Below are 21618 nucleotides of genomic sequence, written 5' to 3' on the forward strand. Positions count from 1 at the left end.
GATGCCCAGCGTGGCTTTTTATACCCTAGGCTGCAAAGTCAACTTTTACGATACGGAGGCGATCTGGCAGCTGTTCAAGAACGAAGGGTACGAGCAGGTCGACTTCGAACAGACGGCGGACGTCTATTTGATCAATACATGCACGGTGACGAACACCGGCGACAAGAAAAGCCGCCAAATCATCCGACGAGCCGTGCGCCGCAATCCGGACGCGGTCATCGCGGTGACGGGCTGCTATGCCCAAACCTCGCCCGCGGAGATTATGGCCATTCCGGGCGTCGATCTCGTCATTGGCACGCAGGACCGGGAGAAGCTGATGTCGTTCGTGGCGGACATTCAGAACGATCGCAAGCCGGTGAACGCCGTCCGCAACATTATGAAGACGCGGGAGTTCGAGGAACTGGACGTGCCGAACTTTACGGAGAAGACGCGCGCATTCCTGAAAATCCAGGAGGGCTGCAACAACTTCTGTACGTTCTGCATCATTCCTTGGTCCCGCGGCCTGTCGCGCAGCCGCAAGCCGGACAGCGTGCTGGAGCAGGCGCGTCAGCTCGTCGCTTCCGGATACAAGGAAATTGTCCTGACCGGCATTCATACCGGCGGCTACGGAGACGATCTGGAAGATTACCGGCTGTCCGATCTGCTGTCGGATCTCGACAAGATCGACGGGCTGGAGCGCATTCGCATCAGCTCGATCGAGGCGAGTCAGATCGACGAGAAGATGATCGCCGTTCTGAACGGCTCCCGCAAAATGTGCCGCCATCTCCACATCCCGCTGCAGGCGGGCGACGACGACATTCTGAAAAGAATGCGCCGCAAGTATACGGCCGCCGAGTATGCGGAGAAAATCCGTCTGATTCAGAAGGCGATGCCGGGCGTGGCGATTACGACCGACGTCATCGTCGGATTCCCGGGGGAGACGCAGGAGCAGTTCGAGAACGGCTTCCGGTTCATGGAACGGATGAAATTCGCGGAAATGCACGTTTTCCCGTATTCGAAGCGGACCGGAACGCCGGCCGCGCGGATGGACGATCAGGTCGACGAGGACGTGAAGCACGAACGGGTGCACCAACTGATCGACTTGTCCGAACGCATGCAGGCCGAGTACAGCCGCCAGTGGGTCGGCAAGGTGCTCGAGGTCATTCCGGAGCGGGACGCCAAAAGCCGGACCAGCGGAACGATCTCCGGCTATACGGACAACTATTTGCAGGTGGAGTTCCCCGGCGATCCGTCGCTGATCGGCAAGCTGTGCCGGGTCCGGGTTACGGAGTCCGGAGTGAACGAGTGCCGCGGTGAACTGCTCGAGGTGCTCGATTCCGGTTCGAGACCGGTAGCCATGCAAGCATAGTTCGCCGGTAACGAAGATTCCACCGCCAAGGCAGGCGCAGGCTCTCGTCTTGCGGTGGAATCTTTTTCGCATAGGCGGGAGCAAGGCGGCTAGCGAGGAGCAGACGAGGCGCCCCGTCCCCAGATCGGGAGATAGGCGAGCGGCAGCGCGATTAAGGAGCAAAGCACGTTAAAAAGAGTTTGGGCGTGGGCGATCTGGGCTGAAGGATCTCCGGGCGCAAGCCAGACGGCGGCGCCGTGAAGCGCGCCGATCAGCGGATAGAAGAGCGCGGCACCGCCTACGTTCAGAGCCAGCTGCGCCAGCGCGACGAATCGGCCGCCGGCGCCGCCGCCAAGCGAAGCGACAAGCCCGGTGAAGCAGGTGCCGACGTTGGCGCCGAGAACGATTGCGATGCCGGCTTCGGGAGGGAGCGCGCCGGCGGCCGCAAGTCCCATGCACATGGCGATGACCGCCGAGCTGGAATGAACGAGCGCCGTCATGACCGCCCCGCCGAGCACGCCCCACAGCAGGTTGTCGTTCGTATGGCGCATCAGCGCTTCGAAGTACCCGTTGACCCGCAGGGCGGGACCGATGCTTTGCAGCAGCTGAAAGCCGGCGAGAAGCAGGCCGAATCCGCCCGCCGCCACGGAAATATAGCGAAGGGCGGTCAATCTTCTCGGGGCAGCGGCGGCGTCCCGCATCTCATTGGCGGCGAAGGAGACGATCCATCCGGCCGCGCCGAAGGCGAGAAAATAAGCGCCGTACCGATGCAGCTGAAGGCTCATCAGCTCGGTCGTCAGACATGTGCCGACGTTCGTGCCGAGAATGATGCCGAAGCTGCGGGCAAAGGTGAGCCATCCGGCGTTCACGAAGCCGATCGTCAGCACGGTGACGGCGGTGCTGCTCTGGAGCAGCGCGGACGCGGCCGTCCCGACGGCAAACCCTCTCAGCGGCGTCGAGGTCCACCGGGAAACCCAGGAGAGAAGCCGATGTCCCGCCCAGCGCTCCAAGGAAGCCTCCATCACTTTCATGCCGGACAGCAGAAGGGCGAATCCGAGCAGGGACGGGACGATCAGTTGAGCGAACATGTTATGCACCCCCTCTTAACCCTATGCGGCGCGAGGACAAGTTTATGATCGGACAAGGAGTGGTTGGCCCATGAGCGGCAAAGCGGCGGTATGGTTAAACAAAAGCAGAAGGCCCCGTCTGGAGGAGGGTCATCCGTGGATCTATGCGAACGAGATCTCCAGAACGGAAGGGGAACCGGAGCCCGGGCAGCTGGTGGAGGTGCGCGACCATCGCGGACAGGCGCTTGGCACCGGATACTGGAACCCGGCCTCGCAGATTACGGTTCGGCTCGTGGCGTACGGACCGCTGGAGCGAATGGACGAGGCGTTCTTTCGAAGCCGATTGTCCCGCGCTCTTGCGCATCGCCGGCGTTTTCTCGGCGAGAACGAGTCCTGTCGCGTCGTGTACGGGGAAGCGGATTTTCTTCCGGGACTCGTCGTCGACCGCTTCGCTGACGTCCTCGTCGTTCAGGTGCTGACGCTCGGCATGGAGGTCGCCAGAGAAGCCTGGCTGGCCGCGCTGATCGAGGTGTTCGAGCCGAAGGGCGTCTATGAGCGCAGCGACGTGGGCGTTCGGACGCTGGAAGGGCTGGAGGAGAGAACCGGCATTCTGTACGGCGAATGTCCGCGGCATGTGGAAATCGTAGAAAACGGGCTTCGCGTGCAGGTAGACATCGAGGGCGGACAGAAAACCGGGTACTTCTTCGATCAGCGGGAAAACCGGGCGTCCATTCAGCCGCTGATGCTCGGCTGGGGAGCCCGCAGCGGCATCAGGCTGGCGGAAGCGCCGTCCTCGGACGGCGCCGTGCGGCTGCAGCCGGTGAACGACAAGGGCAGCGTCGTCACGTTTCCCTATTGGGACGGCGCGACGGTGCTGGAATGCTTCGCGCATACGGGCAGCTTTACGCTGCACGCTTGCGCCTACGGCGCGAAAAAGGTCACCTGTCTCGATATTTCCGAGCATGCGCTGCAGACGGCTCGCCATAACGTCGAGATTAACGGGTTTTCCGATCGCGTGGAATTCGTGGCGGCGGACGCCTTCGAATATTTGCGGCAGCAGGTTGCGGGACGCGAGGAGCGGCAAGCTCGCGCGAACGCCAAGGCGGCCGGCGTCAAGGTGGACACGTCCAAGCCGCTCGTCTCCGAAGGCCGGACCTGGGACGTCATCATTCTCGATCCTCCGGCTTTCGCGAAGACGAAGCGTGCGGTGGAAGCCGCCTGCCGAGGCTATAAGGACATCAATCTGCATGCGATGAAGCTGCTGAACGAAGGCGGTTATTTGGTCACGGCGAGCTGCTCCTACCATGTCCGTCCGGAGCTGTTTCTCGAGACGATTCGGGAGGCGGCCCGCGACGCGGGAAAAATGATCCGGCGCATCGAGTGGAGGGGAGCGGGAAAGGATCACCCGCAGCTGGCCGGCGTGGAAGAAGGGCATTATTTGAAATTCGGCATTTTCGAGGTTCGCAGCCGCAAGGAGCTCTGACCGAAACCCGCCGCATGCTCTCCGATCGCCCGAATTGTTAAGAAAATGTTAGCAACCGCCGGGTGAATTCCGTCCGTTATCGGGAACATTCCTAACGCCTCGGAATTATGATGAAAGAGAGGCAAGAAAACGGAGGGTTGAACATGGTGCACGAAGTGATCCTGTTCGGTAAACGGGCGGTCCCGCTGGAAAACCGGGCGAAAAAATCGGGCAGCCGAAGCCGGTTCCATACGAGAATGAGGGCAATGGCCGACGACCTGGAATTCCGCCGCCGCTGGAAGCACGTCAGCTACATCGAGCTATGGTCGGATGCGGCGATCTTCCAATACGACGACGGCACGAAGTGGTATATGAATATTTCTTAACGGATGCGCACCGCGTTACCGAGCATAAAAAATCGCCTTGTCCTCGGCAGAGGTCAAGGCGATTTTCGATATCGGCCGCTATTCTTTCACGTTGGCGTTGGAGGCCATCTGCTTGTCGAAGTCCTTGACGTAGTCGTCTACGACCTGAACTTCCATCATGCAGTTGTTGACCATGAACTTGAATACTCCGTTGTTGAAGTCGGTGCCGACCTCCTTGTAGAAAATGCCTTCGTATACGTCGCTCTGCGTATGGTTGAAGCAGAGCCGGTAGCCTTCCTGGTCTTCCTTGAGGTAGGCGCGGATGCCTTTCTCGAAGAAGCCGTCCTGATTTTGAAGCTCTCTGGAGACGGATATAATATGAAGATCGACGAAAGGGATCTCGTTCAGCAGCACATTGATAAAGGAGCCTTTCGTAATCTCTTTCCAGCGGCTTTGGGCAGTTTGTCCGATAATGAGCTGCGTAATATTGTTCCTCTTGGCCACTTCGCCGATGACTTTGGCAACAGGGCGGGATTCGTTATATTTTATAATAAATTGTTCGGCGCCGTGCTCCTTCGCCAATTCTTTCCATTTTTCAATAAAATGAATCTTTTCGATATCCATTTCATCTTCTGGAAGCGGATCTACGGTCAGTACATAGAAAGGACAATCCAGCATATTGGCCAGCTTGCCGCCTCGGCGGATTAATCGCTCTCCATTCGGTCCGTAGTAGACGCAAACGAGTATGCTCTCATCCATTCTTCCGTTCTTCAATGTTACGATTCACCTCGTAATAAACTTTTTAGACTGGGGTGACGTCCAGAATTGGATAGAGTCGCATCCGGACATTGAATTCAGAGTACATTTTTTGTTTGGTTCTGTCAATGCGTATAGTGTATACTGTTACTAATGTAGTTACCGTTATCATTATGGCCGTCATTCCGCGAATTGATAAGGAAATCGGGAGGATAATAAGACAATTGCCCAAGGGAATAACTGGGTCTCGGCTTGCCGTGGCGTTCCCAAGAGCCGTCTGCATAAAACACAGTACAAGTAGGAGGTTCCAAGTTGTCGCTTTTGCATTTTGCTGTCTTGCTACCTTTTCTGTACACCGTTTTCGTGCCTCTGTTTTTTAAGAAGGTACCTCGCATTCATACGGGCTGGTTCGTGCTGGCCGTCCCTTTGCTGCTGTTCGTCTGCTTTGCCTCTTATTTTCCAATTCGGTCCGGCGCGGCTCCTGTAATCCATTCCGTGCCATGGATTCCCTCGCTAGGCATTCGTTTCGATCTGCATCTGGACGGTTTGTCCATGATGTTCGCTCTCATTATTTCGGGCATCGGATTTTTGGTCATTCTCTACTCCATTTATTACATGTCCAAAGAGAGAGAAGCGTTACACCATTTTTATATTTATTTGCTCGTCTTTATGGGCGCGATGCTCGGAATCGTGTTGTCCGACAACCTGATCGTGCTATACGTGTTTTGGGAGGCGACGAGCGTATCGTCCTTCCTCCTGATTGCTTACTGGTATCAGCGGAAGAGATCGCGCTACGGCGCGCAGAAGGCGCTGCTGATTACCGTCACGGGCGGCTTCGCGATGCTGCTCGGCTTCTTGATGCTGGGTTCGGCCGCGGGGACGTTCAGCATTCGCGAGCTGATCGGGATGCGGGACGCGATCGCCGCCGACTCGCTTTTTATTCCGGCGATGCTGCTGGTGCTGCTGGGCGCGTTCACGAAGTCGGCGCAATTCCCGTTCCATATCTGGCTGCCGGACGCGATGGAGGCGCCGACGCCGATCAGCTCCTATTTGCATTCCGCGACGATGGTGAAGGCCGGCGTCTATCTGGTCGCTCGCATGACCCCGATATTCGGAGGCACCATGAGCTGGTTCTGGATCATAACCGTCGTCGGCATCGTCACCTTGTTCTGGGGCGCCTTTATGGCGATCCGACAGTTTGACCTGAAGGCGCTGCTCGCGTATTCGACGATCAGCCAGCTCGGTCTGATCATGTCGCTCTTCGGCATCGGATCGCTGTCGCTTCATACGAACTACGAGGCGCAAGCCGCGCTGTTCTCGGGCGCCATTCTGGCCGCCGTGTTTCATCTGTTCAACCACTCCATTTTCAAGGGCTCTCTCTTTATGGTCGTCGGCATTCTCGACCATGAGACGGGAACTCGCGATATTCGCAAGCTCGGCGGGTTGCTGAGCCTGATGCCCGTCTCTTTTACGCTGACCGTCATCGGCGGCCTGTCGATGGCCGGACTTCCGCCGTTCAGCGGCTTCCTGAGCAAGGAAATGTTTTTCACCGGCGTGCTGACGGCCTACCGCCATATCGATCAGTGGGTCGTGCTGCTGCCGATCGTCGCCTGGCTGGCCAGCGTGTTCACCTTCGTGTACTGCCTCGTGTTCGTATTTAAGACGTTCACCGGAACTTACCGTCCGGAGCGGCTGGACAAGAAGCCGCATGAAGCGCCCGTCGGCATGCTCCTCTCGCCGATCGTGCTCGCGACGCTCGTTCTCGTGTTCTTTTTCTTTCCCAACCTGCTCTCCTACACGCTTCTGGAGCCGGCGATGCGGTCCGTCCTGCCGAATCTGCTGGAGCCGGGAGAGGTGTTCGAGGTCAGCATCAAGGCGTGGCACGGCTTTAACGCGGAGCTGTTCATGACCGCCGGCATCGTCGTTGTCGGAACGCTGTTATACAAAACCTACAAAAAGTGGTCGGAAATCTATTATAATCTGCCGCGAAAGTTCGACTTCAGCCACCTGTACGACCAGGGGCTGTCGGGTGCGGAGCGGCTGTCCGCCCGGATGACGAGCTCCTATATGAACGGCTCGCTGCACAGCTATTTGAGCTATATTTTCACCTTCCTTATCATCGTTGTCGGAGGCTCGTTCGTGCTTCAGCAGGCGCTGGCGATCGATCTGGCCACCAATGCGGCCATCGAGCTATACGAATACGTGCTCGCCGCCTCCATCGCGGCGTCCGCCGGATTCGTCCTGTTCGTCAACTCCAGGCTGACGTCCATTATTGCAGTAGGGGCGGTAGGTTATCTGGTCTCGCTGCTGTTCGTCATTTTTCGCGCGCCCGACCTGGCTCTTACCCAGCTTGTCGTGGAGACGATCACGACCGCTCTGTTCCTGCTCTGCTTCTACTTCCTGCCGAAGCTGAAAACGGAACGGGTCCGAATTCGCGTGAAAATTTCCAATCTGCTCATTTCGGTCGGAGTCGGAACGATTTTTACCTTGATCGGGATTTCCGCGCAGAGCACGAACCCGTTCAAGCCGATCTCCTCGTTCTTCCTGAATTCGTATGAGCTCTCGGGCGCCCGCAACATGGTGAATGCGATTCTCGTCGACTTTCGCGCATTCGATACGATGCTGGAAAGCGTCGTTCTGTTCCTTGCGGGAATCGGCGTCTACACGCTGATTCATCTCCGCAAGTCAAGGAGGGATAAGCGTTGAAGTTTTCCGATCTGATCATGCAGACGGCAGCCAAGGTGCTCGTGTTCATGATCGTGACCTTCTCGATCTACATCCTGTTCGCCGGTCATAACAACCCCGGCGGAGGCTTTATCGGCGGCTTGATCACCGCTTCGGCGCTGACGCTGCTCTATGTCGCGTTCGATGTGGACACGGTGCACGAAATCATTCCGATCGACTTTAAGATCGTAGGCGCGATCGGCGTCATGCTGGCGCTCCTGACCGGCATTGGGGCGGTCGTGGCGGACGCGCCGTTCCTGACTCAGGTCTACTGGTACGAAGACCTTCCTCTTCTGGGCAAGACGGGCCTAGGCAGCGCTCTGGTGTTCGATCTCGGCGTGTACCTGGCCGTCGTCGGCACGACCATGACCATAATAAGAAGCATTAGCGAGGATATGTAGCTATGGAAACGTTAATGACCGTCACCGCTGGCGTACTGTTCACTACCGGAACGTATCTGATCTTAAGCAAGACGCTCCTGCGCATCATTATGGGCATGTCTTTGTTCACGCACGGCGTTCATATTATGCTTATGGCGATTAACGGCCTGAAGCGCGGCGCGGCTCCGCTGCTGGGGGAAGAGGCGGCCTCGTACACCGATCCCGTTCCCCAGGCGCTCATTCTTACGTCCATCGTCATCAGCTTTTCGCTGACCGCGTTTTCTCTCGTGCTGGCCTACCGGACGTACAAAGAGCATGGCACCGACGATGTGGAGCAGTTAAGGGGACAAGAAAATGAATAATCTGGTCGTGTTTCCGATAATCACGCCGCTGCTGTTCGGCGTGTTGTTGTTTTTCGTGCGTTATCGCCTTCGCCTTCAGATGATATTGGCCGCGACGGGCACGCTGGCGACGCTGGCTGGTTCGGCCCTGCTCGTAGGCGAGGTTTCCGCCGACGGCATACAGGTGCTTCACGTGGGCGGCTGGGAGGCGCCTTACGGCATTCCGCTCGTGGCCGATATGCTCGCGGCTATCCTGGTGACGATCGCTTCGATCGTGACGCTGGCTTGCTTGCTCTACGCCTTTCATTCGCTCGACGACGAACGCAAAAGAAATTACGCTTTTCCGCTGATGATGATTTTGCTCTGCGGGGTCAACGGTTCGTTTCTTACCGGAGATATCTTCAATCTGTTCGTCTTCTTCGAAGTGATGCTGTTGTCCTCCTACGTGCTGCTCAGCCTGGGCGGAAGCCGGGTTCAATTAAGGGAGACGATCAAATATATCGTCATCAACATCATCGCTTCCAGCCTGTTCGTCATCGCGATCGCTTATTTGTATTCGATTACGGGAACGCTCAACATGGCGCACATCGCGCAGCGGATCGCCGAGTTCGGCCAGGACGGGCTGACGACGACGGTGTCTCTTCTATTCCTAACCGTGTTCGGCCTGAAGTCGGCGCTGTTTCTGTTCTTCTGGCTTCCGGGCTCCTACAGCGCGCCGCCGGCGCCGATCGCCGCGCTGTTCGCTGCGCTGCTGACCAAGGTAGGCATCTACAGCTTAATCCGGACGTTCACGCTGCTCTTCCCGCATGAGCCGCAGATTACGCACGAGATCGTGCTGTGGCTTGCGGCGCTGACGATGATTCTGGGGGCGATAGGCGTCATCGCTTACTGGAGGATCAAGCAGATACTGGTCTATAATGTCATCGTGTCGGTCGGCTTTATTTTGTTCGGGGTGGGCGTAGCTACGGAGGCGTCCTTAAGCGGGGCCGTCTATTACCTGATACACGACATGATCGCCAAGGCGCTCATCTTTATTCTCGGCGGGGCGATTATCAGCATCGCAGGCACGGACAGGCTGCGGGAGATTAGCGGGTTGATCCGCTATCGCCCGATGCTCGGCTGGCTGTTCTTTCTGTCGGCGCTGGCGCTGGCCGGCGTTCCTCCGCTCAGCGGCTTCGTCGGCAAAGTGCTGATCCTGCAGGGCGGCGTAGAAGCGAAGCAGTTCGTCATGGTCGCTCTTGGCTTGCTGTCGAGTCTGCTCGTTCTCTATTCGGTGATCAAGGTGTTCATTCACAGCTTCTGGGGAGAGACGCTCCTCAGCGAAGGCGAAGAGAAGTCGACGGGAAAAGGGGCGCTAGCTCCGAGTCTCATTCTGGCGGCGCTGATCGTCGGTTTCGGATTGGGCGCCGAGGAAATCATGTTCTATGTCCGGCAGGCCGTCGAGCCCCTTATCGATCCGTCTCTCTATATCGAGGCGGTGCTCTCCTAGGCGGAGAAGACGGTTCATTACCGGGAAGGAAGTGACAGGGAATGACGATGCAAATCTTGTTGAATCTGCTGATTGCCATGGTATGGATGCTGCTGCATGACGTGTGGAACATTCTGACCTTCACCATCGGTTTCATACTGGGCTTTTTTATCATCTTTTCGTTCAGAAGGTTTTTTCCGACTCCGTTCTACGGCCGGAAGCTGTGGGCTATCGTGAAGCTGATCTACCTGTTCGGCATCGATCTGTTCCTCTCGAGCATCGCCGTCATCGGCCATATCATCCGCCCCAGGCTGAATATTCAACCGGGCATCTTCAAGATGGAGACGAAATTGAGGACCGATTGGGAGCTGGCCATGCTGATTAATCTGCTGACGCTGACGCCGGGATCGGTCGTCATGGAGATCGCTCAGGAGGAAGGCGTGCTCTACGTTCATGCGATGGATGTGAAGTCGAGCCAGTCTTCGGTCGTCAAGACCAAAAACCGGCTGGAGGATGTCATTATCGAGGTGATGCGCTAATGTTCGATACATTGTTGAAAATATCGATGCTTCTGTTGACGTTTTCCATCGTGATCGCGCTGTATCGCGTCATTAGGGGACCGTCCTTGTCCGATCGCATTCTGGCGCTCGACTCGATCGGCTACAACGTCATCGGAATCGTAGCCATATTGTCCATCGTGCTGGATTCGCAGTCATATTTGGAAACGATTTTGCTGATCGGCATTTTGGCGTTCCTGAGCACCGTCGTGCTCTGCAAGTTCCTGGAAAGGGGCGTCGTCATTGAGCGGAAAAGAAATCACTGAAATCGTCGTGCTCGTCATGGTCATCCTCGGGACGCTGATGAACCTGCTCAGCTCCTGGGGGTTTATCCGGCTGCCGGACGTATACAACCGTTCGCACGCCGCGACGAAGAGCATCACGCTCGGCATTCTGTTTATTTTGCTCGGCTCCTTTATTTATTTTCTGTTCGTTCAAAATTATTTCAGCGTAAGGCTGCTGCTCGGCATCGCGTTCGTCTTTCTGACCGCACCCGTCACCGGGCATCTGATCGTCCGGTCCGCCTACCGGTCCGGCATTCAGCTGTCGGACTCCAGCATTATGGACGATCTGGCCGCAGACTTGGAGCGGGAGAGGAGCAAGGCCGAGGAACCGGGGCAGGACAAGGGGCAAGCTGAACATTCGGAGCGGGATAAGGGACAGGCCGAAGCTTCGGATCATGCGAAGCGAGGGGCCGGGGAACCGGAGCTTGGAGAGAACGAGGCCGAACAGGCCGAAAAACCGTAGGTTCAGACTTCTAGAAGGAGATTCTAGTACAACGTTAAGGAGGACCCTGGCGTTGTCAGGTGGCTTAGTAGAAACCCACCCAAGTTAACCCAAGTTATTTAGATGACTTGGGTTTCTTTTGGTGCGCCGCGCATAACGAAATAACGAGAAATCATGCAAAGTATTCGCTTCACCTGTAAAATAGAGTCGATAGAATAGTTCATCAGAAAGTAGGAGCATTTTCTATGATGAAAAAATGGCTTTTTTTTATTTTAAGTCTAACCGTTTTATATTGCATGATCGGCAGTTTTTTCGTTATGCTTCTAGCTTTGTGGGATAACAACAATGATAGATTTTATGTATTCGAGAAAGATGTATCTGCAGGAGCATTATCGGGACTGCTATTTATAATTTTGCTTGGTGTTTATGTATTTGTATTTAGAGCATTGGCAAAGATCAATCGAAAATTTCTGGTCGGCAGTATTTTTCTAGCTATTCTTTTAATACTTTTTACTCCGACGATTATTAATTATTATCATTCCATTTCAGAAGAGATACAGATTAAGTCGGCTAAGAAGAAAGTAAATCAGAATGTTATTCATATTATGAATCTAATTGCCGAGAATGAATTGCCATACGAGGTGAATTTTGAGGAGAGCAACTTATATTCAAATTTACATTCATCCGAAACCACTTATATTTTTCTGGAAAAACAAACAAATGAGAAAATCAGTCAGTCAGAGATATTAAATTTAGTACATTATCTACCTCTAAAAAATACACGATTAACAATTCGTGAAGCAACACAAGGCAATTACATAGCAATTACATTTAACGGGAATGAAAAAATAACATTTTGCAATCCCGAAGGGACTTGCAAACTAAACAACATTGTTGTAGAGGAGAATTCATGAATATGAAAATGGAAGGGGATAAACAGTTAACCTTTTGTTGCTGTTGGTTTTCTCAAATATGTTACAATACACAACAAGAAAGGGTTATACGGTTGAATAAAAAGCGGAGGTAGGCGCATGACGTTACGGCTAATTACGGGAAGATCCGGAAGCGGCAAAACGCGCCTGTGCCTGGACGAAATCAGGAGCAGGCTGAAGGAAGCGCCGCTCGGACCGCCGCTTATTCTGCTCGTGCCCGAGCAAGCGACCTTCCAGGCGGAATACGCGATGGCGACGACGCCGGGCATGCGCGGCTTCATGCGAGCCCAGGTGCTCAGCTTCCGAAGATTGGCGTTTCGCGTCATGCAGGAGACGGGCGGTTCGGCTGTCGTGCCGATCCACGATAACGGAAAAGCGATGCTTCTACATAAAGTGCTGCAGGCCAGAAGAGAGAGCTTGCGGCTGTTCCGGGGCGGCAAGGGCGAGGCCGGGCTCATCGCCGGCATTCACGAGCTGCTGACGGAGATGAAGCGCTACGGCGTCGACGGCGCGAAGCTGGCGAGCTACGCCGAGACTGCGGCGCGGGCGGCCGACGGAGCCAGGGAGGGCGGGCTGCTCGCGGACAAGCTGCACGATCTGGCTCTGATCTATGGCGATATGGAGCGGGAGCTGACCGGGCATTGGCTGGACGGAGAGGACATGCTGATCTGGCTGGCCCGGGGGGCCCGCCATTCGACGCTGCTGTCCGGCGCCGAAATCTGGCTGGACGGCTTTAACGGCTTCACGCCAGGCGAATTCGCCGTGATCGAAGCGCTGATGGGCGCGGCGGAGCGGGTCAGCGTCGCTCTCTGCGTCGACCGTCCCTATGGCGCCGGGGAGAGACCGGACGAGCTGGAGCTGTTCCATCCGACGGCGGAGACGTCGGCCCAGCTGTGCGAGCTGGCGCAGGCGGCGGGCGTCTCGCTGGAGCCTCCGGCCATGCTGAACCCGGAAGTCGCTCCGAGGTTCCGCGACAACGAGATGTTGGCGTTCCTCGAGCGCAACTGGGAGAACCGGAAGCGGTGGGACGGCGATTCCGCCCTGCTTGACCCGGAGCATCCGCAATGCGGACTGTCGCTGCGGGAAGCGGCGAATCGCCGGGCGGAGGCGGAGGCGGTCGCCCGCGACATGCTGCGCCGGGTTCGGGAGGAAGGCAGCCGCTGGCGGGACATGGCGATTTTCGTGCGCAAGCTGGACGACTATGCGGATCTGCTGAGCGCGGTGCTGAACGACTACGGCATTCCGCACTTTCTGGACGGCAAGGCGGCCGTCTCTCATCATCCGTTCGTGGAGTTCGTCCGCTCGGCGCTCGAATGCGTGGCCGGGGGTTGGCGAGCCGATGCCGTGTTCCGCTGCGCGAAAACGGATCTGCTCGGCACGCCGGAGCGGAGCGTAACGAGAGACGAGGTCGATCGGCTGGAAAATTATGCGCTGGCCGCCGGGATAGACGGCTGGCGGTGGCGGGCCGATCAGGCCTGGCGCCCGCTGTACGGGGGCGATCTCGAGGACGAGCAGGAACCGGTGTCCGCCGAGGGCGAGATGGCGGAGCTGCGCGGCATTCGCGACGCCCTGCTGAAGCCGCTGCTGGCGCTGGAAGAGCGGCTGAAGGCGGCGGGCTCGGTTCGCGAGCAATGCGAGAGCGTCTACCTGTTTCTCGAGGAGACGGGAGCGGCCGATCGGCTGGAGCGCTGGACGAAGGAGGACGAGCTGGCCGGACGTCCCGACCGGATGGCGGTTCATCGGCCGCTGTGGGAAGGCGTCGCCTATTTGCTCGATCAGCTGGTCGAACTGATGGGCGAGCTGCCGCCGGATCTCGAGCTGTTCGCGGGCATGGTCGATTCCGGCTTGGAGGAGCTGAAGCTGGGCGCCGTCCCGCCTTCCCTCGACGGAGTGCTGATCGGCAGTCCGGAGCGGACGAGGTCGGATCGGATCCGGTTCGTCTATTTGCTTGGAGCCAACGACGGCGTTCTGCCGATGCGCATTCCCGAGAACGGCTTGCTCGCCGAAGAAGAGCGGGACAGGCTGGGCGCGGCCGGTCTGCGGCTGGCGCCGGGCGCGCGAAGAAAGCTTCTCGACGAGGAGTTTCTGGCGTATTTGACGCTAACGACGCCGTCCGGCCATCTATGGATCAGCTATCCGATCGCCGGAGAGGAAGGTCAGACGCTGCTGCCGTCGCAATGGATCGGCAAGCTCCGCAAGCGGTTTCCGGGCATCCCGCTGCAGTCCGTCGCGGCCGAGCCGCAGACGACGCAGTCCGAGCAAGCGCAGCTTGCCTACGCCGCCCATCCCGGAAGGGCGATGACCTATCTGCTGAACCGGCTTCGCGGCTGGCGGCAGGGAGAGGCGATGACGCCCGGCTGGTGGGCGGTGTACGATTGGCTGCTGCGCGACGAGCAGTGGGGACCGAGGCTTCGTTCGCTCGTCCGCTCGTTAAGCTATACGAACGAGGAGAAGCCGCTGTCGCCGGAGACGAGCCGTCTGCTGTACGGAGACCGGCTGCTCGCCAGCGTATCGCGCATGGAGCGGTTCATCGCCTGCCCGTTCCAGCATTTTGCCGTTCATGGGCTTCGCCTGCAGGAACGGCGGCTGTACCGGGTCGAGTCGCCGGACATCGGGCAGCTGTTTCACGCCGCGCTCCGGCAGACGACGGAGAAGCTGTTCGCCGAAGGCCCGGCCGGCGCGGACGCCGCCAGATGGCAGAGCGAGGCGGCTGCCGCGGTGGACAGGCTGCTGCCGCGCGTGCAATCGCAAATTTTGCTCTCCTCCCACCGTCATCAGGTGATGGCCCGCAAGCTGCGGGAGATCGTCGCGCGCGCGTCCGCCGTGCTCGGCGAGCATGCGGCGCTGTCGGCGTTCAAGCCGGTCGGCCTGGAGCTCAGCTTCGGGCCGGACGGCTTGCTGCCCGCGCTGTCCCTTCCGTTGGACGGCTCGCGTTGGATAGACATCGTCGGCAAGATCGACCGCGTGGACGCCGCCGAATCTTCCGCCGGCCTGCTGCTGCGCATTCTGGACTACAAGTCGGGGGCGACGAAGCTGAAGCTGGACGAGGTGGCGAACGGGCTGTCGCTGCAGATGCTGACCTATCTGGACGTGGTGGTGACGCATGCTCCGCACTGGCTGGGCCGTCCGGCGAAGCCGGCGGGCGTGCTCTATTTCCATGTGCAGAATCCGCTGCTGAATACGCCAAACGGGCTGTCCCCGGAGGAGGCCAGAACCGCCTTGTTCCGGCAATACCGCATGCAGGGCCTGCTGCTGTCCGACGGCGAGTCGGTCAAGCTGATGGACGCGTCGCTGAACGAGGCGAGCAAATCGGCCGTCGTACCCGTCGAGTTCAAAAAGGACGGAACGTTCTCCGCCCGCTCGCAGGTGGCGAGCGAAGGCGAGTGGGATGTGCTTCGGGGCTCGGTGCGTTCGCAAATTCGCCGGATCGGCAGACGGATCGCCGACGGCGACGTGGCGATCTCGCCGTACCGGCTGGACAAGCGGAACCCGTGCGCGTTCTGCGATTATCGCCCCGTCTGCCACTTCGACAGCCAGGTCGAAGGCAACGGCTATCACGTATTCAGCAAAGCGCCCGACCGGGAACAGCTGTGGCAACGGCTGGCGCTTGAAGCCAAGGGGGACGAACCGCTGTGAAGCAAGGACATCGATGGCCGGAGAAGCCGGCCGACAGCCGGTGGACGGACGAGCAGTGGGCGGCGATCGCCGCGGACGGATCTCATCTTCTGGTCGCCGCAGCCGCCGGGTCGGGCAAGACGGCGGTGCTTGTGGAGAGAATCATTACGAGAATCGCCGACGAGAGCCGCCCGTTGGACGTGGACGCGATGCTCGTGGCGACGTTCACGAAGGCGGCCGCCGCCGAGATGAAGGAACGAATTCGCCATGCGCTCGAGGACGCCCTGGAGAGGAATCCGGATTCGAAGCATTTGCGCCGACAGCTGGCGCTGCTGCCGCGAGCTTCGGTGACGACGATGCATTCGTTCTGCCTGGAAGTCGTGGAGCGGTACGCGCCGCTCATCGACCTCGATCCCGGCTTTCGCATGGCGAACGATACTGAGGCCGGGCTGCTGCGGATGGACACGCTCGACGAGCTGCTGGAGGAGCGCTATGCCGCGGAAGGCGCGGACGGACCGCTCGCTTCCCTCGCCGACCGATTCGGCGGCGAGCGGTCTGACGAGCCGCTGCACCGGCTCGTGCTGGAACTGCACGAATTCGCGGGCAGCCACCCGTGGCCGGAGCATTGGCTTCGCTCGACGGCCGCCGGCTTCCGAGAGGCCGAGGCGGAACGGCTGCTCGGCTCGCTGTGGGTCAGGAGCTTGCGCGACGACGCCGAGCTGCAGCTTCGGGGCGCGCTCCAGCTGCTCCGGTCGGCGCTTCGCATCGCCCATGAGCCGGGAGGTCCGGAGCCCTATATCGAGACGCTGTTTGCCGATATCGACGGCTTGGAGAGGGCGGCCGAGGCGCTGGAGACCGAGGATTGGGGGGCCTGGCAGTCGGCCGCTTCCGGCATCCAGTTCGGCAGGCTGAAGGCATGCAAGGGAGACGAGTACGATCCGGCACGGATCGAGCGGGTGAAAGCTTTGCGGGAGGTCGCCAAAAAGACGGTCGGAAAGCTGGCCGAGGAATGGCTCGTCCGCACTCCCGGGCAGTATGCGCGCGAGCTGCGCGATCTGGCCCCGGAGATGGAAAATCTGGCCGAGCTGGCCGTTCAGTTCGGGCAGCGCTACGAGCGGGCGAAGCGGGCGAAAGGGCTGCTCGATTTCGGAGATCTGGAGCATTACGCTCTTCGCATCCTTCGCGACGCTTCCTCAAATCCGGAGCTCAGCGTGCCTTCTCTCGCGGCGATCGGCTTCCGGGACAGATTTGCGGAAATCTATCTGGACGAGTACCAGGATACGAACGAGGTTCAGGAAGCGATCGTCTCTCTGATCGCGAGGCAGGACCCCGGCAACGTGTTTATGGTCGGCGACGTCAAGCAGAGCATCTACCGGTTCCGGCTCGCCGAGCCGAGCCTGTTTCTGGAGAAGTACAGAACCTATTTGCCTTATACGCCGGATCTTAAGGATGCCGGCGGGCTGGAAGGCGAGCCGGGTCTGCGTATCGATCTGGCGCGGAACTTCCGCAGTCGAAGGGAAATTCTGAATGCGGCCAACCACGTCTTCCGCCTCATTATGAGGGAGCCGGTCGGCGAGATGGACTACGACGGGAAAGCCGAACTGAAATACGGCGAAGGCTACCCCGAAGGCGAACCCGGCGAACGGACCCCTTATGCGGTCGAGCTGATTCTGCTGGACAGATCCGCCTCTGCGGGCGGCGAAGCGGAAGAGGCGGCCGGCTCCGTCCGGACGGACGCGGGAGGCGGCGAGGAGGACGGGACGGACGCAGGGGACGATGCGGCCGGAGAGAGCGACGATCTGGAAGCGGCCCAGCTTGAAGCCAGATGCATCGCGGACGAGATCCGCAAGCTGATGGGATCGGGCGGCGGAGAAGGGGAGCGGCCGCCGTTCGCCGTATACGACGGCAAGGCCAAGCTGCACCGGCCGGTGCAGTACCGGGACATCGTCATTCTGCTGCGGGCCGTGTCCGCGCTCGCCCCGACGTTCATCGACGAGCTGAAGGCGGCCGGCATTCCGGCTTACGCGGATCTCGCGACCGGCTATTTTGCGGCGACCGAAGTCGACACGGTTCTGTCGCTGCTGTCGATCATCGACAATCCTCGTCAGGATATCCCGCTCGCCGGGGTGCTGAGATCGCCGATCGGCGGCTTGACGGCCGAGGACCTGGCCCGAATTCGCCTCTCTCGCAGACGCGGCTCCTTCTGGGAGGCCGTTAACGCGGCCGCTCGAGACGAGGAGGGGGCGGCCGCTCGGCCGGAGCCCGGCGTTCGCCGCGCCTTGGCCGACTTTCTGCGCAAGCTCGAGGCGTGGCGCGATTACGCCAGAAGGGAGCCGCTCGGAGACCTGCTGTGGATGCTTTACCGGGAAACCGGCTATTACGACTTCGTCGGAGGCATGCCGGGGGGCGGTCAGCGCCAGGCGAACCTTCGCGCGCTTGTCGACCGGGCGATCCAATACGAGCGATCCTCTCGGTTTCGCGGGCTGTTCCGCTTTCTGCGCTTTCTGGGCCGGATGCGCGACACCGGCGCGGATCTGGGGGCGGCGCGGGCGCTGGGGGAGAGCGAGAACGTCGTGCGGATCGTCTCGATCCACCGGAGCAAGGGGCTGGAGTTTCCCGTCGTGTTCGCTGCGGGGCTGGGCCGCCAGTTCAATCGCCGGGATCTGAACGGCGCTTTCCTGAAGCACAAGAAGCTGGGCTTCGGACCCCGCGTCTACGAGCGCGAGGCGCGAATCACCTATCCGACGCTGCCGCAGCTGGCCATTCGAAGGAAGCTGGCAGCCGAGATGCTCGCCGAGGAGATGCGCGTGCTGTACGTGGCGCTCACTCGTCCCAAGGAGAAGCTCTATCTGGTCGGGGCGGGCCGGGATGCGTCCAAGCTGTGGGAGCAGTGGACGGAAACGGCGGAGATGGCGGCGGAGGGTCTGCCTCCTCATGCGGTGGCCGCGGCCTCCAAGTATTTGGATTGGGTCGGGCCGGCGGCCGTGCTGGCAGCCCGGCTCGCCGATCCGGCGAGCCGGTGGGTATGCCGTACCGAGCCCGCCTCGGCTTACGCGCTGCGCTCCTCCGATGCGAAGGAGGGCGAAGCGGACGCCGACCGGCTGTGGAACGCCGTGGCGAGCGGGGACCCGGCGGGCGCAGAAGACGCCGCGGCCGCGCGGCGGATAGCCCGCGTGCTGTCGTGGCGGTATGCGCACGAGGGAGCGTCGCGGGTCGCGGCGAAAACGTCGATCACGGCGTTGAAGCTTCGCCGGCAAGCTGCGCCGCCTTCCGCGCCTCCGGCCGCCTTGGAGGAGGCGATGCCCGAGGAGTGGCGGGAGCGTCTCGCGGAGGAAGGGGAGTCCGGCGAGCCGGCGGCTGCGTTCCGGCTTCGCCGGCCCCGGTTCATGTCCGCCAGGCAGCTGACGCCGGCCGAGCGCGGAACGGCTTACCATCTGGTCATGCAGCATCTGCCGCTTGCCGGAGAGCTTGCCGAAGCCGACGTGGAGGCGATGCTGGACGACCTGGCGGACCGGCGAATTTTGTCCGCGGAACAGCGGGCGGGCATTGAAGCGGCGGCGATTGCGGCGTTCAGCGGTTCGCCGCTGTGCGGGAGAATGCGCCGATCGGCCCGGGTATGGCGCGAGGTTCCCTTTACGTACGAGCTCGACGCCTCTGCCGTCTACCCGGACGTTCTGGAATCGGACGCCCGGGAGTCGGTTCTCATTCAAGGGGTTGTCGACTGCTTGTTCGAGGAGGAGAACGGGCTCGTGCTCGTCGATTACAAGACAGACGTGCTGAAGGGAACGGACCCCGCTTCTGCGGCGGAGAAGCACCGGTTTCAGGTCGAGCGGTACGCCGAAGCGGTGAGCCGGATCGCGGACGTGCCGGTTAAGGAAGCGTACGTCTATTTCTTCGACGGCGGGCATGCCGTCAGAGTCGTCTGACCCGAAACGGAATACAGATTGCAGGAGGAAGCGCCATGTCGGCTGCCGAAAACAAAAACACGAAAAAAATCTCTTATACGATCGGGGCGCTGCTTGTCGCGATCGTCGTCTTGATGACGCTCGTTATTTTGGGTTATTCGAAGTATATGCTGACGGATCAGGCGAGCAAAACCGAGCAAGGGCAGCGCCTTGCCGAGCGGTACGTCTATGCGCAGCTGTTCGCCGAGCGGCTGCGCGACGGGGCCGAAGGATTTCTGGTCGCCGAGACGGAAGCGGAGCGGATCCGCTCCGCCAAGATGATCGCCGAAGCCAGACTGGCGGGCGCGGAAGCGCTAGGACTGCTGGTCGAGGCCGAGAGCGAGGCTTCGGGACAGTCCCGCGAGGAAGCGTCCAAGCCGATTCTGTCTGCGGCTAACGCCGTCTTCGGAGCGGAGAGCCCGCTGGCGGTCATCGGGGAAAGCGGCGCCCCGCTGACGGAGGAGGAGATCGCCTTTCTGAGCGCCGTCCGGGACGGGGCGGCGGACATCGGAGAAGCGCTGCAAGGGTTCCGGCCGCCTTCGGGAGAATCGGGCTTTCGTCAGATGACGGCGCTCGGGGAATGGAGGCCGCACGCGCTCGAAGCTTCCAGAAGGCTCGCGGAGCTGGCTTCCGCCCTGGAAGATTAGGTTCAGGGCCGAGCCCATTTTGCGCACATCCATGTAGCCATTCGCCCATGCGCGCATATGATGTTGGGGAAACGGCGCCCAAGGAGAGAATGCTCATGGAAAAAGCAGTACCGATGCAGCTGCCGGCTTCGCAGCTTGCGCCGACGATGGCGCACCAGCACGCGGGAAAAGGACACTACGGAGCCCATTCGATGGTTCATCCGGCCGCCAAGAAGGTCACGAAATCGATGTGCGAGTCCTATATGCACCGTTACGTCGAAGTTCAAGCCGCAGACGGCTTCTGCTACGACGGCATCGTGGAGCATGTGGACGACGAATGGCTTTGTCTCGCCGTTCCCGGCTCGGTGGAGCAAATGCGCGGATTTTTCCCGCCGTTGTTCTATCCGCCGTTCGGAGGAGGCTTCTATCCTTTCCGGCCGCGCAGGTTCAATCGGCTCATTCTGCCGCTTGCGGGCCTGGCGGCGATCTCGCTGCTCCCGTACTATTGGTAGAGCGGCAAGCCCGACGGCAAGGACCTGCCGCACGCGTCGGCAGGTCCTTGCGCATTGGACGGGGAACCCCCCGATAAGGTATGATGGAGGCATATGCCAACTCTTTAAAGGGGTGCGTCCAATTGTCGGATTGTTTATTTTGCAAGATCGTCGAGGGATCGATTCCTTCCCGCAAGGTGTACGAAGACGAGCTCGTGTACGCTTTCCATGACATCCAGCCGCAGGCTCCCGTTCATCTGCTCGTGATTCCCAAGAAGCACATCGCCACGATGAACGATTGCGAACCGGAGGATCAGGCGCTGCTTGGACATCTGCTGCTGTCCGCCCGGCGCATCGCCAAGGAGGCGGGCCTCGAGGAGTCCGGCTATCGCCTCGTCAACAACTGCGGACGCGATGCGGGACAGGTGGTTTTTCATATTCATTGGCACATTCTCGGCGGCGAGACGCTCGGTCCGCTTAACGCTTCCGGGAAAGGTTAAAATCGGCGCGCGAACGCACGGGAGCGGGGGCATAACTTGGAGTCGAACGTTTCGCATTTATTCTTTCGGCCCAAGTTGACACTGCCTTTCCTCTTCACATATAATATAGTTTGATAACCGTGTTGGGTCTGTTGCGGAGGGAGGGAAAACAGGTGGCCGAAACAAAAGTACGAAAAAATGAAACAATCGACGCTGCACTCCGCCGCTTCAAGCGTTCCATTGCCAAAGATGGCGTTCTCGCGGAAGTGAAGAAACGTAAGCATTACGAAAAGCCAAGCGTGAAGCGGAAGCTGAAATCCGAAGCTGCGCGCAAACGGAAGTACTAGGAGGAGTCCGC

General features: G+C 59.6%; 19 protein-coding genes. 17 read left to right on the plus strand and 2 right to left on the minus strand.

Annotation, left to right across the window (positions count from 1 at the left end; genetic code table 11):
* Position 1 precedes the first annotated feature (1 nt).
* Entirely contained in the window at positions 2 to 1348 is a 1347-nt protein-coding gene (mtaB, locus tag ACFO3S_RS13860) for a tRNA (N(6)-L-threonylcarbamoyladenosine(37)-C(2))-methylthiotransferase MtaB (RefSeq protein ID WP_378096931.1), read from the plus strand.
* Positions 1349 to 1437: 89 nt separating this feature from the next.
* On the opposite strand, the gene ACFO3S_RS13865 is transcribed toward mtaB, so the two are convergent.
* On the minus strand, positions 1438 to 2415 hold the full coding sequence (locus ACFO3S_RS13865; protein ID WP_378096934.1) for a Na/Pi cotransporter family protein: 978 nt from the start codon (positions 2413 to 2415) through the stop codon (positions 1438 to 1440).
* Between the two features lie 70 nt (positions 2416 to 2485).
* Here ACFO3S_RS13865 and ACFO3S_RS13870 point away from each other — a divergent pair, with 70 nt between their 5' ends.
* Both ACFO3S_RS13870 and ACFO3S_RS13875 read left to right on the plus strand, forming a co-directional pair.
* The gene (locus ACFO3S_RS13870; protein WP_378096937.1) at positions 2486 to 3877 is read left to right on the plus strand and encodes a class I SAM-dependent rRNA methyltransferase; all 1392 of its coding nucleotides are present in this window, start codon (positions 2486 to 2488) and stop codon (positions 3875 to 3877) included.
* 143 nt (positions 3878 to 4020) lie between these two features.
* Entirely contained in the window at positions 4021 to 4242 is a 222-nt protein-coding gene (locus ACFO3S_RS13875) for a hypothetical protein (protein WP_378096940.1), read from the plus strand.
* Between the two features lie 78 nt (positions 4243 to 4320).
* Here the strand turns inward: ACFO3S_RS13875 and ACFO3S_RS13880 are convergent, their stop codons facing one another.
* Positions 4321 to 4980, minus strand: a complete 660-nt coding sequence (locus ACFO3S_RS13880; RefSeq protein WP_378097278.1) for a universal stress protein — start codon at positions 4978 to 4980, stop codon at positions 4321 to 4323.
* Between the two features lie 309 nt (positions 4981 to 5289).
* Between ACFO3S_RS13880 and ACFO3S_RS13885 the strand changes: the two genes are divergently transcribed.
* The 14 genes from ACFO3S_RS13885 (at position 5290) to rpsU (ending at position 21607) form a co-directional block, all read left to right on the plus strand.
* Complete coding sequence (locus ACFO3S_RS13885; protein WP_378096943.1) at positions 5290 to 7683, plus strand: Na+/H+ antiporter subunit A; 2394 nt, start codon at positions 5290 to 5292, stop codon at positions 7681 to 7683.
* Positions 7680 to 8102, plus strand: coding sequence for a Na(+)/H(+) antiporter subunit B (locus ACFO3S_RS13890; protein ID WP_378096946.1), 423 nt, complete (start codon positions 7680 to 7682; stop codon positions 8100 to 8102). Before ACFO3S_RS13885 ends, ACFO3S_RS13890 begins: the two co-directional genes overlap by 4 nt.
* Positions 8103 to 8104: 2 nt before the next feature.
* Positions 8105 to 8443, plus strand: coding sequence for a Na(+)/H(+) antiporter subunit C (locus ACFO3S_RS13895; protein WP_378096949.1), 339 nt, complete (start codon positions 8105 to 8107; stop codon positions 8441 to 8443).
* Positions 8436 to 9911, plus strand: coding sequence for a Na+/H+ antiporter subunit D (locus ACFO3S_RS13900; protein ID WP_378096952.1), 1476 nt, complete (start codon positions 8436 to 8438; stop codon positions 9909 to 9911). Before ACFO3S_RS13895 ends, ACFO3S_RS13900 begins: the two co-directional genes overlap by 8 nt.
* Positions 9912 to 9952: 41 nt before the next feature.
* Positions 9953 to 10429 carry a Na+/H+ antiporter subunit E gene (locus tag ACFO3S_RS13905; RefSeq protein ID WP_378096955.1) on the plus strand — a complete coding sequence of 159 codons (477 nt, stop codon included), beginning with the start codon at positions 9953 to 9955 and terminating at the stop codon, positions 10427 to 10429.
* Positions 10429 to 10713, plus strand: a complete 285-nt coding sequence (locus tag ACFO3S_RS13910) for a Na(+)/H(+) antiporter subunit F1 (RefSeq protein ID WP_378096958.1) — start codon at positions 10429 to 10431, stop codon at positions 10711 to 10713. The genes ACFO3S_RS13905 and ACFO3S_RS13910 overlap by 1 nt, the downstream gene beginning before the upstream one ends.
* Positions 10691 to 11194, plus strand: coding sequence for a monovalent cation/H(+) antiporter subunit G (gene mnhG / locus ACFO3S_RS13915; RefSeq protein ID WP_378096961.1), 504 nt, complete (start codon positions 10691 to 10693; stop codon positions 11192 to 11194). Before ACFO3S_RS13910 ends, mnhG begins: the two co-directional genes overlap by 23 nt.
* A gap of 224 nt (positions 11195 to 11418) precedes the next feature.
* The gene (locus ACFO3S_RS13920; RefSeq protein WP_378096964.1) at positions 11419 to 12087 is read left to right on the plus strand and encodes a hypothetical protein; all 669 of its coding nucleotides are present in this window, start codon (positions 11419 to 11421) and stop codon (positions 12085 to 12087) included.
* 117 nt (positions 12088 to 12204) lie between these two features.
* Positions 12205 to 15741, plus strand: a complete 3537-nt coding sequence (gene addB / locus ACFO3S_RS13925) for a helicase-exonuclease AddAB subunit AddB (RefSeq protein ID WP_378096967.1) — start codon at positions 12205 to 12207, stop codon at positions 15739 to 15741.
* Positions 15738 to 19646 (plus strand): helicase-exonuclease AddAB subunit AddA, encoded by a 3909-nt coding sequence (addA, locus tag ACFO3S_RS13930; protein WP_378096970.1) that lies wholly within the window; start codon positions 15738 to 15740, stop codon positions 19644 to 19646. The genes addB and addA overlap by 4 nt, the downstream gene beginning before the upstream one ends.
* A 35-nt stretch (positions 19647 to 19681) precedes the next feature.
* Positions 19682 to 20311, plus strand: coding sequence for a hypothetical protein (locus ACFO3S_RS13935; protein WP_378096973.1), 630 nt, complete (start codon positions 19682 to 19684; stop codon positions 20309 to 20311).
* A gap of 191 nt (positions 20312 to 20502) precedes the next feature.
* Positions 20503 to 20802, plus strand: coding sequence for a hypothetical protein (locus tag ACFO3S_RS13940; RefSeq protein WP_378097281.1), 300 nt, complete (start codon positions 20503 to 20505; stop codon positions 20800 to 20802).
* Between the two features lie 122 nt (positions 20803 to 20924).
* Entirely contained in the window at positions 20925 to 21281 is a 357-nt protein-coding gene (locus ACFO3S_RS13945) for a histidine triad nucleotide-binding protein (RefSeq protein WP_378096976.1), read from the plus strand.
* Between the two features lie 152 nt (positions 21282 to 21433).
* Positions 21434 to 21607, plus strand: a complete 174-nt coding sequence (gene rpsU / locus ACFO3S_RS13950; protein ID WP_094041673.1) for a 30S ribosomal protein S21 — start codon at positions 21434 to 21436, stop codon at positions 21605 to 21607.
* Positions 21608 to 21618 lie beyond the last annotated feature (11 nt).

Source organism: Cohnella hongkongensis, from assembly GCF_042654645.1.
GTDB classification, from domain to species: Bacteria; Bacillota; Bacilli; order Paenibacillales; family Paenibacillaceae; genus Cohnella; species Cohnella hongkongensis.